Raw genomic sequence first — 17,054 nt, forward strand, 5'->3', positions numbered from 1 at the left:
GAAATGGCAAGTTTATCATTACAGCATATTAACAAAACTTATCCAAACGGATTTGAAGCAGTAAAGGATTTTAACCTTGAAATCGCAGATAAAGAATTTATCATCTTTGTAGGTCCTTCAGGTTGTGGTAAATCTACAACACTTCGTATGATTGCAGGTCTGGAAGAAATTACAGGTGGTACATTAAAAATTGGTGATAAAGTTGTAAACGATGTGGAACCAAAAGACAGAGATATCGCAATGGTATTCCAGAACTACGCTCTGTATCCACACATGACAGTTTATGATAACATGGCTTTTGGTCTTAAATTAAGAAAAGTTCCAAAAGATCAGATTGATAAAATGGTTAAAGAAGCAGCTAAAATTCTTGACCTTGAAAAATTATTAGACCGTAAACCGAAAGCTCTTTCCGGTGGTCAGAGACAGCGTGTTGCTATGGGACGTGCTATCGTGCGTGAACCTAAAGTATTCTTAATGGACGAACCTCTGTCAAACTTGGATGCAAAACTTCGTGTTCAGATGCGTACTGAAATTTCTAAATTACATGAAAGATTAGGTGCTACAATTATTTATGTAACACATGACCAGACAGAAGCTATGACATTAGGTACAAGAATTGTTGTTATGAAAGATGGTGTTGTACAGCAGGTAGATACACCTCAGACATTATACAATGCACCATGCAACTTATTCGTTGCTGGATTTATCGGTTCTCCTCAGATGAACTTCTTAGATGCAACTGTAAAAGTAAAAGGTGATGAAGTATACTTACAGATTGGAAATACAGTACTTCAGGTACCAGCTTCTAAGAAAAAAGCTCTTATTGATGGTGGATACGATGGAAAAACAGTTGTTATGGGTATTCGTCCAGAACACGTATACGATGATGAAGCTCGTATTCAGGCATTCCCAAATAGCATCGTAGAAGGTAAAATTACTGTATACGAATTATTAGGTGCTGAAGTATATCTGTACTTTGATACAGAAGGCTTCCCAATGACAGCAAGAGTTAACCCACGTACAACAGCAAGAACAGGTGATACTGTTAAATTTGCTCTTGATATGGAAAAGGTTCATGTATTCGATAAAGAAACAGAACAGGTTATCACAAACTAAGATTGAAGATTATATTTCCCGTCTGGTATACCAGACGGGAATTCTGCTTTATAGAATTCTTTTTACATCAGGTTGATAATTTGAAAAAAATACGTTATTATTATTTTAGAAAATTTCGGGTAAATATCAAAAAGGAGAATGATTATGATATCAAGTCAGATAATACAAAAAACATTAGACGAACTTAGAGCAATTACCAGAATTGATTTATGTGTTATGGACATAGATGGTAAAGTAAATTCTACTACATTTCCTATAGAGAATGAGGATTTCGGAGATGTAAGAAGTTTTGCAGAATCTATGGCTGACAGTCAGGTAATGAAAGGTTATCATTTCTTCAAAATTTATGATAACCAGACCGTAGAATATGTATTAGTTGCAAAAGGCGGAAACGAAGATGCTTATATGATTGGACGTGTTGCGGTAGTACAAATTCAGAATTTAATTGTAGCCTATAAAGAACGCTTTGATAAATCTAATTTTATTCAGAACCTAATCTTAGATAATCTGCTGCTGGTTGATGTGTACAATAGAGCGAAAAAACTTCATATTGCTGTAGAAGCAAAAAGAGTCGTGCTTTTAGTTGAAACAAAGCATGAGAAAGATCAGGACTCTATGGAAATTTTGAAAAATTTATTTATTTCCAGAAATAATGATTTTATTACAGCTATTGATGAAAAAAATATTATTATTGTTCGTAGTTTGGAAGAGAATGATGGATATCCGGAAATTGAAGGAATTGCAAAGATGATTGTAGACATGCTTAATGCAGAAGCTATGTCACAGGTACGTGTATCTTATGGAAATATTATTCACGAGATAAAGGATGTATCCCGTTCTTACAAAGAGGCTAAGATGGCTCTTGATGTAGGAAAAATTTTCTATGTAGAGAAAAATATTGTGGGATATAATAACTTAGGAATTGGACGTTTGATTTATCAGCTCCCTATGCCTCTTTGTGAAATGTTTATGAAAGAAGTATTTGGCGGAAAACTTCCGGAGTCTTTGGATGACGAAACGTTGAATACAATTAATAAATTCTTTGATAATAACTTAAATATTTCAGAAACGTCAAGGCAGCTTTTCCTGCATAGAAATACCTTGGTTTATAGATTAGAAAAAATTCAGAAAAGTACAGGACTTGATATCCGTGTATTTGACGATGCTTTAACTTTTAAAATTGCATTAATGGTTTCCAGTTATATGGAATTTATGAAAAAACAAGATTAGTTTCGCATTGAGAAAGGAATGCTCTGATCATGAGATTACAGTAATTTGTGTCACATGGTCAGAGCGTTTTTGTTTTATAAGTATTTACAACACATTGTTAAATTAGCACAATAAAGTGCTTGCAATTTACCACGATAAAATTTATAATGGAAGGAAATTTACGAAATACAGAATGGAGGAGCTGCTATGATTAAACTATATAAAGGCGGTGCATGGCTGACAAAAGGACAAGAACCTGTGAGTGATGAGCCGGGACTGGAGCAAAAATATCATTTAGGCAAATATGAAGCGAGGAGAAATACAATTGCTTATTCCATTTTAAAGAAACATAATACATCTGAAAATATGGATTTCCTAAAGTTGAAATTTGATAAATTAACATCACATGATATTACTTTTGTGGGAATTATACAGACAGCAAGAGCATCAGGATTAGAGAGATTTCCTGTTCCTTATATACTTACTAACTGCCATAATTCTTTGTGTGCAGTTGGGGGGACAATCAATGAGGATGATCATGTATTTGGTTTAAGCTGTGCAAAAAAATATGGGGGAGTATATGTGCCTCCCCATCAGGCAGTTATCCATCAATATGCCAGAGAAATGCTGGCAGAAGGTGGAAAAATGATCTTAGGTTCTGACAGTCATACGAGATATGGCGCATTGGGAACTATGGCAATGGGAGAAGGCGGACCGGAATTGGTTAAACAGCTTTTGGGGAAGACCTATGACATTCCTTATCCTGAGATAGTAGGTGTTTATCTTACAGGTGAACCTGCTTTTGGTGTTGGACCGCAGGATATTGCATTGGCAATTATAGGGGCTGTATTTTCTTCCGGATATGTAAAGAATAAAGTAATGGAATTTGTAGGACCGGGAGTGGAAAGGTTAAGCGTAGACTATCGAATTGGTATCGATGTAATGACCACAGAAACTACATGTTTATCTTCTATTTGGCAAACAGATGACAGAGTAAAAGAATTTTATGAAATACACGGAAGAGGACAGGAGTATAAAGAACTACAGCCAGAGGGAACAGCTTATTATGATGGAATGGTTTATGTGGATTTATCTACAATTCGTCCTATGATTGCAATGCCTTTTCATCCTGCAAATACATATACCATTGAGGAATTAAATCAAAACTTGATGGATATTTTGGATGAAGTGGAGAAAAAGGCAAAGATTAGCCTTGGTGAAAATGTCCCTTATACATTGAAAGATAAAGTAAGAAATGGAAAATTGTATGTGGAGCAGGGAATTATTGCAGGGTGTGCCGGCGGAGGTTTTGAAAATATTTGTGATGCAGCGGATATTTTGAGGGGGAAAAGTATCGGTTCGAATGAATTTTCTCTTAGTATTTATCCGGCAAGTACGCCGATTTATGTGGAATTGGTGAAAAATGGGGTACTGGCAGATTTGATGCAGACAGGAGCAATCGTAAAAACAGCATTTTGTGGACCTTGTTTTGGTGCAGGAGATACGCCGGCAAATAATGCTTTAAGTATCCGGCATTCTACCAGAAATTTTCCAAACAGAGAAGGTTCAAAGGTTCAGGAAGGGCAGATTTCTTCAGTTGCACTGATGGATGCCCGCTCTATTGCCGCTACAGCAGCAAACAAGGGATGTTTGACAGCCGCAACAGAATACGAAGGTATATACAGAAAACCGGCATATTTCTTTGATGGTTCTATTTATAAAAACAGGGTATTTGACAGTAAAGGAGTGGCAGACCCGGATGTGGAAATCCAATTAGGTCCTAACATTAAAGACTGGCCTAAAATGCCGAAATTGCCTGAAAATTTATTGCTTCAGGTAACGGCGGAAATCCATGATCCTGTAACCACTACGGATGAATTAATCCCTTCCGGTGAAACTTCTTCTTATCGTTCTAATCCTATAAGATTAGCAGAATTTGCACTATCCAGAAAAGCACCGGACTATGTTGAACTGGCAAAAAAAATTCAGAAAGGAGAAATAGCCAGAGAGCAAAATAAAATCCCGGAGATGCAGGTGCCGGAACTGGAAAAGGTACGAGAACAGATACAAGCGGTTTATGAAAACATGAGTTGGGAAAATACAGGTATAGGAAGTACAATTTTTGCAGAAAAACCAGGGGATGGTTCTGCCAGAGAACAGGCGGCATCCTGCCAAAAAGTTTTGGGAGGATGGGCTAATATTGCCAGAGAATATGCTACAAAACGATATCGTTCTAATTTGATAAACTGGGGGATGCTTCCGTTTTTGTTCACAGATAAAGAGATGGTATTTGCAAAGGGAGATTATATTTATATCCCTGACATACAAGAGGCTGTTAAAAAGGGAAAAGCAGAGATAAAAGCTTTTGTGATAAAGGATAAACTCTATCCGTTTATTTTGAAGCTGGGTGAGATGACACAGGATGAAAGAGATATTCTTTTAGAAGGCTGTTTGATTAACTATTATAAATTGTATATATAATTGCGAAATAAATATACAATTTACAGTTTTAAAAGAATGAAAAATAATATTATAAAAAAAGATAAAAAATATTAAAAAAGATATTGACAAATTGCTGAGGAAGTAGTATTATAAAATCAACAAAAAACAAAACACCTTTTACAAAACATTATTTCATATCCATTTCAAAATTAGAGACGAGAAATCAATTTTGAAGTTGGCTACAAGGTACAAAAGATAAATCATTATTAAAGTTTTAAGTGTACGGAGAATACAAGATAAACAGAAGGTAATGATAAAGTACCAAGGAAAAGATAATGAAGAAAAAGGATGTAGAGTTTAATAAAGATAAGGAGGTTTAGTCCAATGGAAACTACTAAATCAAATTATCAATATGAGAGTGGTAAGGCATAAATCCCTATGAAAGACCTGGAATGAAAAAATAAAAAACTTCCTCAGCAATATAAATATATGATAGTAGGAAAAAGAATTTCAGGTAAATATCAAAAATGTCCTCATATTGAATATTTACCACAAAAGTAATAAAAAGGTTTTAGATTATATGTAAAGAAATATAATTTAAAAGAATAAAGTATCTATATATCATTTTAAAGTATAACAAAAAGAAATAATATGATGAGTTCTATTCGTTGAAATAAGCCTGTTGTATTTGAAAAACAAAAACAGTTGTTATATCAGAAAGAAATGTATAGAGAAATATTTTGAAGGCAAATAGCCCGAACTACTTGTTAGAAGCTTTTTATTATCATATATAGATTGATATTAAACTTTCAATAAATCTAAAAAGGATTTATAAAATAGGGAAAGAAAATGATAGCTGAAATGAGAAAGGAATAAAAAAATTGAATAACGAAGAAAATTAGAACAACCGTTATATCCAAGTATAAGATATAGCGGTTGTTCAGTTTTTATGTTATAATTGGAAAAATTAAAAAGACAGGAATATATGAGGTTGCTATGAATACTATAAATATAGAAGATACTATTTTATATGAAGATAAATATATTTTGGTTTGTCGAAAACCGGCAGGATTTCCAGTCCAGAGTAAGAGATTGGGGACTTTAGATATGGAGTGTGCATTGAGAAATTATCTGGCAAAAAAAGGACAAGAACCTTATGTGGCGGTTATTCATAGGTTAGATCAGCCGGTACAGGGAATTCTTGTATTTGCCAAGGATAAAAAAAGTGCATCTAATCTCAGCAAACAAATGCAGCAGGGGGGATTTGGAAAAATTTATCTTGCTTATGTACAGGGGCATACGAGCAATGGACAGGCGATTTTAGTGGATGAATTAGAAAAAGATGGAAAAACTAACACTTCAAAGGTAGTATCGAAGAAGACACAAAACAGTAAACAGGCAAAGCTTTCTTATAAAGTTTTGAAGGAAACAGAAGCTGGAAGCCTTTTAGAGGTTTCTTTGGAAACAGGGCGTCACCATCAAATCAGAGTGCAATTAGCACATGCAGGATTGCCGATTTTTGGTGATGCAAAATATAATTTAAAATGCACAAAGGAAGATGCGGAACAAGGGATTTCTCTTTGTGCCTATAAATTGTCTTTTTTACATCCGGTAAAAAAGAATAAAATGGAATTTGAGGTAATGCCGGTTGGAAATTTTCCAATAGTATAGGAAGGAATTGTTTCACCATACTAAGAGTAAAGGATAAAAGTATGGGGGAATAAACCATGAATTGGAAAAAGGCAGGGATTATAGCGGGGGTGACCACAGGAGTATTTTTGGGAATGAAATACGTGCTTCCTGTAATACTTCCGTTTTTTTTAGGCTGGATTTTGGCTGAGACAGTACACGGGCCGGCGAAGAAAATATGCAGGACTTGGATTGGTGAAAAAATGCATTTCTCAGAGAAAATTGTGGGGATGATTTTTATTGTTCTGGGAATGCTTTTGGCAGCGGTGGGAATGTTTTTTGCATTGCAGTATCTTACAGGAAAATTGGGAGAATGTGTTCAATATTATCCGGAGTTTAAGGAAGAGGTTCAAGATATTCTCTGGAAATTTTGTACAGGTATGGAGCAGATTGTCGGAATACCTTCTGATAAAAGCTTTTTTTATATATGTGAACAGGCAGAACATTTTTTGAGGTGTATTTTTTCAGGGAAAAGCAGCATGAACACGGCAATGGTCTCTGTGAGAAGCTGTGCCTGTTTCATAGGCATATTTGCAATATGTGTTGTATTTGCTGTTTTATTTCTACAGGAAAGAGAACAAGTGTACAATGTCATGGGGAAATGGAAGATATTTGGGAATATCATTCATATATTTAAGGAAATGACAGTAGGAATAAAAGAGTATTTAAAGGCTCAATTTAAAATTATTGTGGTAGTTTGTGCATTGTGTGTTTGTGGACTTGGAGTGCTTAGAGTGAAGTATTATGTGGAATTTGGCATAGCTATTGGGATTTTAGATGCCTTTCCTGTTTTAGGTACGGGAACTTTTCTTATTCCGGCAGGGATTATTCTGTTTATTCAGGGAAATGGAAAAATGGGTGTTGGTTTGCTTGTTTTGTATCTGCTGACTGCAGCCATACGACAATTTTTGGAACCTAGACTTATTGGAAATCACATAGGCGTTTCTCCTCTTTTAGTACTTGTATCTGTTTATCTGGGCATTGTTTTGTATGGAGGGTTTGGATTTATTCTGGGGCCGGTATCTGCTTTTCTTATCTATGTAATCTTAAAGGAATGTAATGTCTTTGGAGAAAATTAAAGGATTATAGCATTTCGAAAAATTTTATAAACAAAGATAGAAGGTATGGACTATTAAAAACTTTCGTGTATAATGGGAAAGTAGTGAAACTTTTAGATAAAATGAGTAAAAGGCAGGTAAGATTATGAAGAAAGTGCTGGTGGGTTTGCTGTGTTGTATGCTGGCAGCAGGAGTTATCAGTGGCTGTGGCGCAAAGGAAAAGCCAAAATCTGATAAAAGCCAAAATCATACAGAAAAACCGGAAGAAGAGTCTGATAATACCGATACAGAAAAGCCGGAAGAAGAGAAAGAGCCTTCTGAGAAGCCGGAAGAAGAGAAGAACATGGCAGATGATCTGACAATGCAGGTTTTAAAGGATCAGGCAGGAACAAGAGATTACACTTCTCTGGAAGAATTAAATCCAGAACCAGGCAGTCATATTGCAGTGGTAGTCAAGAACACGAAGTCAAGCTTCTGGAACAGTGTGAAAATAGGAATGGATCAGGCTATAAAAGATTTGAACCAGAAAATGGGCTACAAAGGCGAAGATAAAATTAAGATTTCTTTTGAGGGGCCTTCAGAGGAAACAGATGTAGAAAGTCAGATTAATATTATTGATGCAGTGCTTTCTGAAAATCCTTCGGTACTTTGTCTGGCAGCAATAGATATGGAGTCCTGTGAAGCGCAGTTGGAAGCGGCAGCAGAAAATGATATTCCTGTTGTAGTTTTGGACTCAGGTGTGCAGAGCGATTTGGTAAATACTGTGTGTGCGACAGATAATTATACGCTGGGTGTGGAGGCTGCAAAAAAATTGGCGGAGGCTATTGGTGGTCAGGGCCAGATTGCAATTATGACACATGTAGCGGCATCACAGACAAGCAGAGATAGAGAGGCTGGTTTTACAGAGGAAATTACTAATAATTATCCTGAGATTGAGATTATAAATATTTCTCATGAAAATCAGGAAACAAGCATGACAGAAATGGCGGAAGCTGTATTGAAGTTATATCCTGACGTGAAAGGCTATTTTGGGACAAATGAACATGCAGTCAATGCAGTTTTAGATGCCGTGAGTGTATCAGATAGAGAAATTTTTGTATTAGGCGTTGATGCTGGAAAAAAACAGATTGATGCAGTGAAAAAGGGAACAGAAATAGGAACTTTCGTGCAAAATTCCTATGGTATGGGATATGCTACTATTGTAGCTGCAATGCGCGCAGACCTTGATTTAGAAAATGATACATTTATTAACTGTGGATATCAGTGGATTGATGGGAGCAATATCGAATTACCAGATTATGCTAACTATTTATACGAGTAAAGTGTTAATGTGAAAACAAATGAAAAAAACATCTTAATACAGTGATAATTGGATAAAATATACAAGAGATAAAAAGGGAAAATGCTCATAATTGTGCAATTTCCCTTTTGTTATAGAGAAAAAATAGAAAATATGTAATTGTTTAGTGGAAAAAGTAAGAATGATACGTTAATAAATTGACAAAATGCATAATTCATAGTAATATCAAGATATGCGAAGGTGGTGATACTGTGGTAGAAAAGACAATCAAAGAAATCCGGGAAACAGAGCAGGAAGCCGAGAAAATTGTGATTCGTGCCAAAAATCAAGGGGCACAACTTCTTGAGCAGACGAAGCAGGAAACAGAGGATGCGAAAGCCGCTATGATTGCGAGAGCGCAGGAGGAGGCAAAAGATGCCAGAGAAGCTGCGCAGGCTGTCAGTGAGAAAAAGCTGGAGGAAGCTTTGAAAACAGCAGCACAAGAAATTGCAGAAATTCGAAATACTGCAAAACAAAGGGAAGAAGAGGCAGTAAATGCAATTATATCAGGTTTGGTATAAAGATGCTGTCAGAAGAAAACAGAAAATAAAGGAGTGATGTAAGTATGGCAGTATTGCAGATGCAAAAAGTCAGTATCTGCGCGCTGAAAAAGGACAGAAAAGCCATTTTGGAAAAAATTCAGTCTTTGGGTATTATGGAAATTTCCAAATTCGAGACTGAAGAGGAGGGCCTTCAAACAGTAAATACTCAGGAAGAGAGAAATTCATTTGAGAGAAATGCAGCTTTGGCCGAGACAGCACTGAATATTCTTCAGGAATATGTGCCGGAGAAAGTATCTATGTTTGCGAGTCTGGAAGGTAAGAACCTGATAGAAAAGAGCCAATATATAGAAACGACGAAACAAGAGAAAGAAATCTTGAATACGGCAGCAAATCTTGTGAAATTGAACAAACAGATTTCAGAGTGCAGAGCCAATGTCCAGAAGATGGAAAATCAGATAGAGTCATTGCTTCCATGGATTAATTTGGATATTCCGGTGAATTTTCAGGGGACAAAAAGTACGACAGTATTAATTGGTTCTATTTCCGGAATTATGACATTGGAAGAAATTTATGGTCTGATTTTGGAGCAGGCGCCGGAAGTATCAGGAGTAGATATTTTTGTTTTGTCTTCTGAAAGAGATGCAATGTATCTTGCGGTGTTATGTCTGAAAAAAGATGCAGCACATGTGGAAGAGGTTCTTCGCCAGAATGGTTTTGCAAAACCAGCTCAGAGTATGAGCAAAATTCCGGCTCAGGAAAAAGAAGAACTGCAACAGAAAATTGTAGCTTTACAGCAAGAGGCAGAGGAGTGTCAAAAGGAAATTTGTTCGTATGCTTCTGATAGAGAGAAGCTGAAATTAATTTCAGATTATTTTAGAGCAAGAGCTGAAAAATATGATGTTTTAGGACAAATTCCACAGTCGAAACAGACATTCTTTTTGAATGGATATGTGCCGGCGAAATCTTTAAATGTTCTTGAAAAGGCTTTGAATGAAAATTTTGTTCTGAGTCTGGAGAGCGCAGATGTTCCTGAAGATGAAGAAATGCCAGTGCTTTTGAGCAACAATGGATTTTCTGAGTCAGTGGAGGGCGTTTTGGAATCCTATGGCCTTCCGAAAAGAGGAGAAGTAGACCCCACAACTGTGATGTCTTTCTTCTATGTTTTTTTATTCGGATTGATGCTGTCAGACGCAGCGTATGGTTTGATTATGTTCCTGGGATGCTTCTTTATATTGAAAAAATTCCCGCGTATGGAACAGTCAATGAAAAAAGCGATTAAAATGTTTATGTATTGTGGTATTTCCACATTAATCTGGGGTATTCTTTTTGGCGGTTATTTTGGAGATGCCATTGATGTAGTGGCCAGAACATTCTTCCATGTAGAGGTACCGGAAGGCGGACTGGTGAAAGCACTCTGGTTTGTTCCGCTAAATGATCCTATGCGAATGTTGATGTATTCTATGGCGTTTGGAGTCATTCATCTGTTTACAGGTTTGGGAATGAAGGGTTATATGCTGCTGAAAGAGAAAAAAATTATGGACTTTTTCTGTGATGTAGTGCTGTGGTATGTGTTCCTTATCGGATTAATTCTCATGCTGCTGCCAAGTCCGATTTTTGCATCTATTTCCCAGATCCCACCGGAAACATTCCCTGCTTTTGTAGGCGGGGCAGGAAAGGTTCTGACAATTGTCGGAGCGCTGGGATTGTTATTTATGTCAGGCCGTGCAAATAAGAATTTTGGATTGCGTCTGGCTCTTGGTGCTTATGACCTTTACAATGTAACCGGATGGCTCAGTGATGTACTTTCCTATTCTCGTCTATTGGCCCTTGGCCTTGCTACAGGTGTTATTGCATCTGTTATTAATCAGATGGGAAGTATGGTAGGAGATGGCATTTTTGGCGCGATAGTCTTTATTTTAGTCTTTATTATAGGGCATGCCATGAATATGGCAATTAATATTTTAGGTGCGTATGTTCATACAAACCGTCTTCAGTTTGTTGAATTTTTCGGCAAATTTTATGAGGGTGGAGGAAAACCTTTCAACCCATTTAAATTAAATATGAAGTATGTAGATATCAAGGAGGAATAAAATTTATGAGTGGAGTTGTTTATGCATTATTAGGAGCTGCATTAGCAGTTATTTTAGCAGGTATCGGTTCAGCGATTGGCGTTGGTATTGCAGGTCAGGCTGCAGCAGGAGTTGTTACAGAAGATCCAAGTAAATTTGCGAAAGTTTTGATCATGCAGCTGCTTCCTGGTACACAGGGTATTTATGGTTTGTTAGTTGGATTTATTACTCTTTCCAAAATCGGTCTTTTAGGCGGCGGTTTATTGGAACTGACAAAAGGTGAAGGACTTCTGGTACTGTGTGCATGTCTTCCAATTGGTCTTGTAGGACTTATCTCTGCTTATTATCAGGGAAAAACTTCTGCAGCAGCAATTGGTATTGTTGCAAAGAAACCGGAACAGTTTGGTAAAGCTATGCTTTTCCCTGCAATGGTTGAGACATACGCAATTCTTGCTCTGCTGGTTTCCATTCTGGCTGTTACAAACCTTCCATTCTAATTATCTGACAGAATTAAGAGGTAGACAGAGGAAATATAGTAAAGGAGAGCAGAAGAATGACTGGATTAGAAAAGATGAAAAGCCAGATTCTTGAAGAGGCTGAAGCTTCTGCTAAGGAAATTCTTGCAGATGCCGAAAAACAGGCGGATGCAATGAAAGAAAAAGGAAAAGAAGAAGCAGAAGCTGTGTGCAGAGAAATTTCCCAAAAGTCTCAAGAAGAGGTGAAAGCCATCGAGGAACGTGCTGTTTCTTCCTGTGATTTACAGAGAAGAAAAGCCCTTCTCACAGCAAAACAGGAAATCATTGCGGAAGTGCTGGCACATGCTTACCAGACTTTAATTAATGCAGATGATGAAACCTATTTTGCAATGCTTCGAAAAATGCTGCATAGATTTGTGCTGTCACAGAACGGAGAAATCTGTTTTTCTGATGAAGACTTAAAAAGATTGCCACAGGGCTTTGAAGAAGAAATTCAGGCAATTGCAAAGGAAAAGGGCGGTGCGCTGGCAATTTCTAAGGAAAGTAGAAAAGTGCATGGCGGATTTGTTCTTATTTATGGTGGAATTGAAGAAAATTGTACTTTTGAAGCAATTTTCAGTTCAAAAAGAGATGAGCTTTCAGATAAAGTTCATTCATTATTATTTTCATAGCATAACCGCAAGAAGGAGGAATTGATTTGTTTGATACAAAATATACCTATGCGGTTGCGCGAATACGTGCGTTGGAAACATCATTATTTACTTCTCAGATTATTGAGCAGTTGATTGCCTGTGACACAGAGGAACAATGTATTCAGGTGTTGCAGGAAAAGGGCTGGGGAGATAATGATACAGCAGCGAATGCAGATGCAATTTTAGGGCGGGAAACAGAAAAGATTTGGGAAACTATGAAAGACTTGGGCGTTGATATGTCTGTCTTTGATGTGCTTTCTTATCCTAATCTGTTTCATAACCTGAAAGCGGCTATTAAAGATGTTTGTTCCGGAAATGAAAATAGAAATCTGAATATTTATTATGAAGATACACAGATTTCTCCGGAAGAAATGCTGGATATTATAAAAAGCAAAGATTTTTCCAGATTTCCGGAAAATATGGCTAATGCAGCAAAAGAAGCTTATGAAACATTGCTGCATACAGGTGACGGGCAGCTTTGTGATGTGATTGTTGACAGGGCGGCATTAGATGCAATCTATGCAGCCGGAAAGGCGGCAAAAGACAGCATTATTAAGGAATATGCTGAATCCATTGTTGCAATCGCAGATATTAAAATTGCAGTGCGTTCACAGAAGACCGCGAAAACGATGGATTTTATGAAACGTGCAATGGCTCCATGTGACTCCATAGATGTAGACCAGCTGTCAAGAGCAGCAGTGGGAGGTATGGAAGCGGTTGTGGAATATTTATCAGGTACTGCTTATGCAGAAGGTGGCCAGGCGATTGCAGAGTCTTCTTCCGCATTTGAGAGATGGTGTGACAACCGACTGATACAGGCAATGAAGCCGCAGAAGTATGAGTCATTTTCAGTAGGACCTTTGGTAGCTTACGTGCTGGCAAGGGAAAATGAAATAAAAACGGTGCGAATTATTTTATCAGGGAAACAGAATGGATTTTCTGAGAATTCAATCCGAGAAAGGGTAAGGGATATGTATGTATAAGATTGCAGTTGTAGGCGATTATGACAGTATCTACGGATTTGCTGCGCTGGGTCTTGATACATTCCCGGTAGCCAATCGTAAAGAAGCAGAAGAAAAAATAGAAACACTTGCCAGTCATGAATATGGAATTATTTATATTACCGAAGCATTGGCAGCAGAGTGTAAAAGTGTAATAGAGAAATATCAGGAGAGAATTTTGCCGGCGATTATCCAAATTCCGGGAGTATCAGGAAATACCGGAGATGGTGTACAGGGCGTTAAGAATTCTGTAGAGCAGGCAGTAGGTTCTGATATTCTATTCAGTAATAATTAGAAAGCAGGTGATGCGTGGCCATGAGCAAAGGTATAATTAAAAAAGTAGCAGGTCCGCTGGTTATTGCAGAGGGCATGCGTGATGCAAATATGTTTGACGTTGTTCGTGTTAGTAATCAGCGTTTGATCGGTGAAATCATTGAAATGCATGGAGATGAAGCATCTATTCAGGTATATGAAGAAACTTCAGGACTTGGACCGGGAGAACCGGTAGAATCTACAGACGCTCCATTGTCCGTTGAATTGGGACCAGGTCTTATTACCAGTATTTATGATGGTATTCAGCGTCCATTAGATGATATTATGAAGGTTTCAGGAACAAATTTAAAAAGAGGCGTAGAAGTACCTTCTTTAAAGAGAAACCTGAAATGGAATTTTGTTCCTACTGTGAAGGTGGGGGACAGTGTTGAAAATGGTGATATTATCGGTACTGTTCAGGAAACTATTGTAGTAAACCATAAGATTATGGTTCCTTATGGAATGAGCGGTACAATTAAAGAGATTAAAGCAGGAGAATTTACTGTTGAAGAGGTAGTTGCAGTCATTACAACTGAAAATGGTGATGAAGAAATTACAATGATGCAGAAATGGCCGGTTCGTAAAGGTCGTCCATATCTGAAAAAACTTCCACCGGAAATGCCTCTTGTAACAGGACAGCGTGTAGTTGATACTTTCTTCCCAATTGCTAAGGGTGGTGTTGCTGCTGTTCCGGGACCTTTCGGAAGTGGAAAAACAGTTATTCAGCATCAGCTGGCAAAATGGGCTGAGGCTGATATTGTAGTTTACATCGGCTGCGGTGAACGTGGAAATGAAATGACAGACGTATTAAATGAGTTCCCTGAATTAAAGGATCCTAAGACAGGCCAGTCTCTGATGGAGAGAACCGTGCTTATTGCAAATACTTCCGATATGCCGGTTGCTGCTCGTGAAGCATCTATTTATACGGGTATTACAATTGCAGAGTACTTTAGAGATATGGGCTATTCCGTTGCATTGATGGCAGACTCTACATCACGCTGGGCAGAGGCGCTCCGTGAAATGTCAGGTCGTCTGGAAGAAATGCCTGGTGAGGAAGGATATCCTGCATACCTTGGTTCTCGTCTGGCACAGTTCTATGAAAGAGCCGGACATGTAATTTCTCTTGGTCAGGACAAGAGAGAAGGTGCTCTGTCTGTAATCGGAGCAGTATCTCCTCCGGGCGGTGATATTTCAGAACCTGTATCTCAGGCTACTCTTCGTATTGTTAAAGTATTCTGGGGATTGGACTCCTCTCTTGCATATAAGAGACATTTCCCGGCAATCAACTGGCTGACAAGTTATTCTCTGTATCTTGATAATATGGAGAAATGGTTTAATGAACAGGTGGCTCCGGACTGGATGGCAGGACGTCAGAAGATGATGAGTCTTTTGCAGGATGAGGCAGAGCTGGAAGAAATCGTTAAGATGGTTGGTATGGATGCATTATCTGCAGGAGACCGTCTGAAAATGGAAGCAGCTCGTTCTATTCGTGAAGACTTTCTTCATCAGAACTCTTTCCATGAAGTAGATACTTACAGCTCCTTAAAGAAACAGTATCTTTTAATGAAGCTGGTAGTTGCGTATTATGAGCAGGGCGCAGAAGCTCTGGCAAATGGAGCTAATATTCAAGATTTAGTAAAACTTGAAGTTCGTGAAAAAATCGGACGTTTCAAATATGTATTAGAAGAAAATTTGGAAGAAGAATATAAAGCTATATTAGAACAGCTTGCAAAAGAAATTTCCAATGTATTAGGGAAGGAGGACTTCTAATGCCGAAAGAGTATAGAACAATACAGGAAGTTGCCGGACCTCTTATGTTGGTTCGTGGCGTTGAAAATGTTCACTTTGATGAGTTAGGTGAAATTGAACTGGCAAATGGCGAAACACGCCGCTGCCGTGTTCTTGAAATTGATGGAAGTAATGCTTTAGTACAGCTTTTTGAAAGCTCTACAGGTATTAACCTTTCTAACAGTAAAGTACGTTTCCTTGGAAGAAGTATGGAACTTGGCGTATCTGAGGATATGCTGGGTCGTGTTTTTGATGGTCTGGGTCGTCCGATTGATGATGGTCCGGAAATTTTGCCGGATGCCAGAATGGATATCAATGGTCTTCCAATGAATCCAGCTGCAAGAAGCTATCCGGAAGAGTTCATTCAGACAGGAGTTTCTGCTATTGATGGTCTGAATACATTGGTTCGTGGACAGAAATTACCTATTTTCTCAGCATCAGGTCTGCCTCATGCACAGCTTGCGGCGCAGATTGCAAGACAGGCAAAAGTACGCGGTTCAGGAGAGAACTTTGCCGTTGTATTTGCCGCTATGGGTATTACATTCGAGGAAGCGAACTTCTTTACAGAGAGTTTTAAAGAAACAGGTGCTATTGACAGAACAGTGTTATTTATCAATCTGGCAAATGACCCTGCTGTTGAGCGTATTGCAACACCGAAGATGGCTCTTACTGCAGCTGAATATCTTGCATTTGAAAAAGACATGCATGTATTGGTTATTCTGACGGATATTACTAACTATGCAGATGCTCTTCGTGAGGTATCAGCAGCTCGTAAAGAGGTTCCGGGACGTAGAGGATATCCTGGTTATATGTATACAGACCTTGCTACTATGTATGAAAGAGCCGGACGTCAGAAAGGTAAAAAGGGAAGTATTACTATGATACCAATTCTGACAATGCCTGAAGATGATAAGACACATCCAATCCCTGACTTAACGGGATATATTACAGAGGGACAGATTATTCTGAGCCGTGAATTGTATCGTAAAGGTGTTACACCTCCGATTGATGTATTGCCGTCTCTTTCCCGTCTGAAAGATAAAGGTATTGGTGAAGGAAAGACAAGAGCAGACCATTCTAACACGATGAACCAGCTTTTTGCAGCTTATGCGCGAGGCAAAGAGGCAAAAGAATTAATGGTTATCTTAGGAGAGGCAGCTCTTTCAGATATTGATATTATTTATGCGAAATTTGCAGATGCATTTGAGCAGGAATACGTTTCTCAGGGTTATATGACAAATCGTGATATTGAAGAAACTTTAAGAATTGGCTGGAAATTGCTTTCTATCCTTCCAAGAAGTGAGCTGAAACGTATTGATGATAAGTTCTTAGATGAGTATTACGGAAAATTCTAAAGGAA

General features: G+C 37.9%; 14 protein-coding genes. All 14 read left to right on the forward strand.

Annotation, left to right across the window (positions count from 1 at the left end):
• Positions 1-3 precede the first annotated feature (3 nt).
• The 14 genes from BQ7352_RS05395 (at position 4) to BQ7352_RS05460 (ending at position 17,049) form a co-directional block, all read left to right on the forward strand.
• The gene (locus BQ7352_RS05395; protein ID WP_072447639.1) at positions 4-1,116 is read left to right on the forward strand and encodes an ABC transporter ATP-binding protein; all 1,113 of its coding nucleotides are present in this window, start codon (positions 4-6) and stop codon (positions 1,114-1,116) included.
• A 144-nt stretch (positions 1,117-1,260) separates the two neighbouring features.
• A complete protein-coding gene (locus BQ7352_RS05400; protein ID WP_072447641.1) occupies positions 1,261-2,346 on the forward strand; it encodes a PucR family transcriptional regulator in 1,086 nt (361 codons plus the stop codon).
• Between the two features lie 186 nt (positions 2,347-2,532).
• Complete coding sequence (locus BQ7352_RS05405) at positions 2,533-4,806, forward strand: hydratase (protein ID WP_072447643.1); 2,274 nt, start codon at positions 2,533-2,535, stop codon at positions 4,804-4,806.
• Positions 4,807-5,763: 957 nt separating this feature from the next.
• Positions 5,764-6,438 carry an RluA family pseudouridine synthase gene (locus tag BQ7352_RS05410; protein ID WP_072448616.1) on the forward strand — a complete coding sequence of 225 codons (675 nt, stop codon included), beginning with the start codon at positions 5,764-5,766 and terminating at the stop codon, positions 6,436-6,438.
• A gap of 56 nt (positions 6,439-6,494) precedes the next feature.
• Positions 6,495-7,535, forward strand: a complete 1,041-nt coding sequence (locus BQ7352_RS05415; RefSeq protein WP_072447645.1) for an AI-2E family transporter — start codon at positions 6,495-6,497, stop codon at positions 7,533-7,535.
• A gap of 124 nt (positions 7,536-7,659) precedes the next feature.
• Entirely contained in the window at positions 7,660-8,835 is a 1,176-nt protein-coding gene (locus tag BQ7352_RS05420; RefSeq protein ID WP_072447647.1) for an ABC transporter substrate-binding protein, read from the forward strand.
• A gap of 230 nt (positions 8,836-9,065) precedes the next feature.
• Complete coding sequence (locus BQ7352_RS05425) at positions 9,066-9,374, forward strand: ATP synthase subunit B family protein (protein WP_242948531.1); 309 nt, start codon at positions 9,066-9,068, stop codon at positions 9,372-9,374.
• A gap of 44 nt (positions 9,375-9,418) precedes the next feature.
• On the forward strand, positions 9,419-11,446 hold the full coding sequence (locus tag BQ7352_RS05430) for a V-type ATP synthase subunit I (RefSeq protein ID WP_072447651.1): 2,028 nt from the start codon (positions 9,419-9,421) through the stop codon (positions 11,444-11,446).
• A gap of 5 nt (positions 11,447-11,451) precedes the next feature.
• Complete coding sequence (locus BQ7352_RS05435; RefSeq protein ID WP_072447653.1) at positions 11,452-11,922, forward strand: V-type ATP synthase subunit K; 471 nt, start codon at positions 11,452-11,454, stop codon at positions 11,920-11,922.
• A gap of 56 nt (positions 11,923-11,978) precedes the next feature.
• Positions 11,979-12,572, forward strand: coding sequence for a V-type ATP synthase subunit E (locus BQ7352_RS05440; protein WP_072447654.1), 594 nt, complete (start codon positions 11,979-11,981; stop codon positions 12,570-12,572).
• 26 nt (positions 12,573-12,598) lie between these two features.
• Positions 12,599-13,576 carry a V0D/AC39 family V-type ATPase subunit gene (locus BQ7352_RS05445; protein WP_072447656.1) on the forward strand — a complete coding sequence of 326 codons (978 nt, stop codon included), beginning with the start codon at positions 12,599-12,601 and terminating at the stop codon, positions 13,574-13,576.
• The gene (locus BQ7352_RS05450) at positions 13,569-13,889 is read left to right on the forward strand and encodes a V-type ATP synthase subunit F (RefSeq protein WP_072447658.1); all 321 of its coding nucleotides are present in this window, start codon (positions 13,569-13,571) and stop codon (positions 13,887-13,889) included. The genes BQ7352_RS05445 and BQ7352_RS05450 overlap by 8 nt, the downstream gene beginning before the upstream one ends.
• A gap of 20 nt (positions 13,890-13,909) precedes the next feature.
• Positions 13,910-15,676: a V-type ATP synthase subunit A gene (locus tag BQ7352_RS05455; protein ID WP_072448618.1), complete on the forward strand. Its 1,767-nt coding sequence runs from the start codon at positions 13,910-13,912 to the stop codon at positions 15,674-15,676.
• Positions 15,676-17,049 (forward strand): V-type ATP synthase subunit B, encoded by a 1,374-nt coding sequence (locus BQ7352_RS05460; protein WP_009247444.1) that lies wholly within the window; start codon positions 15,676-15,678, stop codon positions 17,047-17,049. Before BQ7352_RS05455 ends, BQ7352_RS05460 begins: the two co-directional genes overlap by 1 nt.
• The last annotated feature ends 5 nt before the right edge of the window (positions 17,050-17,054 follow it).

The organism is Blautia sp. Marseille-P3201T (assembly GCF_900120295.1).
Classification (GTDB): Bacteria; Bacillota; Clostridia; order Lachnospirales; family Lachnospiraceae; genus Blautia.

Coding starts and splice junctions, on each gene's coding strand:
- BQ7352_RS05395 (WP_072447639.1), top strand. CDS start 4: ATGGCAAGTTTATCATTACAGCATATTAACAAAACTTATCCAAACGGA.
- BQ7352_RS05400 (WP_072447641.1), top strand. CDS start 1,261: ATGATATCAAGTCAGATAATACAAAAAACATTAGACGAACTTAGAGCA.
- BQ7352_RS05405 (WP_072447643.1), top strand. CDS start 2,533: ATGATTAAACTATATAAAGGCGGTGCATGGCTGACAAAAGGACAAGAA.
- BQ7352_RS05410 (WP_072448616.1), top strand. CDS start 5,764: ATGAATACTATAAATATAGAAGATACTATTTTATATGAAGATAAATAT.
- BQ7352_RS05415 (WP_072447645.1), top strand. CDS start 6,495: ATGAATTGGAAAAAGGCAGGGATTATAGCGGGGGTGACCACAGGAGTA.
- BQ7352_RS05420 (WP_072447647.1), top strand. CDS start 7,660: ATGAAGAAAGTGCTGGTGGGTTTGCTGTGTTGTATGCTGGCAGCAGGA.
- BQ7352_RS05430 (WP_072447651.1), top strand. CDS start 9,419: ATGGCAGTATTGCAGATGCAAAAAGTCAGTATCTGCGCGCTGAAAAAG.
- BQ7352_RS05435 (WP_072447653.1), top strand. CDS start 11,452: ATGAGTGGAGTTGTTTATGCATTATTAGGAGCTGCATTAGCAGTTATT.
- BQ7352_RS05440 (WP_072447654.1), top strand. CDS start 11,979: ATGACTGGATTAGAAAAGATGAAAAGCCAGATTCTTGAAGAGGCTGAA.
- BQ7352_RS05450 (WP_072447658.1), top strand. CDS start 13,569: ATGTATAAGATTGCAGTTGTAGGCGATTATGACAGTATCTACGGATTT.
- BQ7352_RS05455 (WP_072448618.1), top strand. CDS start 13,910: ATGAGCAAAGGTATAATTAAAAAAGTAGCAGGTCCGCTGGTTATTGCA.
- BQ7352_RS05460 (WP_009247444.1), top strand. CDS start 15,676: ATGCCGAAAGAGTATAGAACAATACAGGAAGTTGCCGGACCTCTTATG.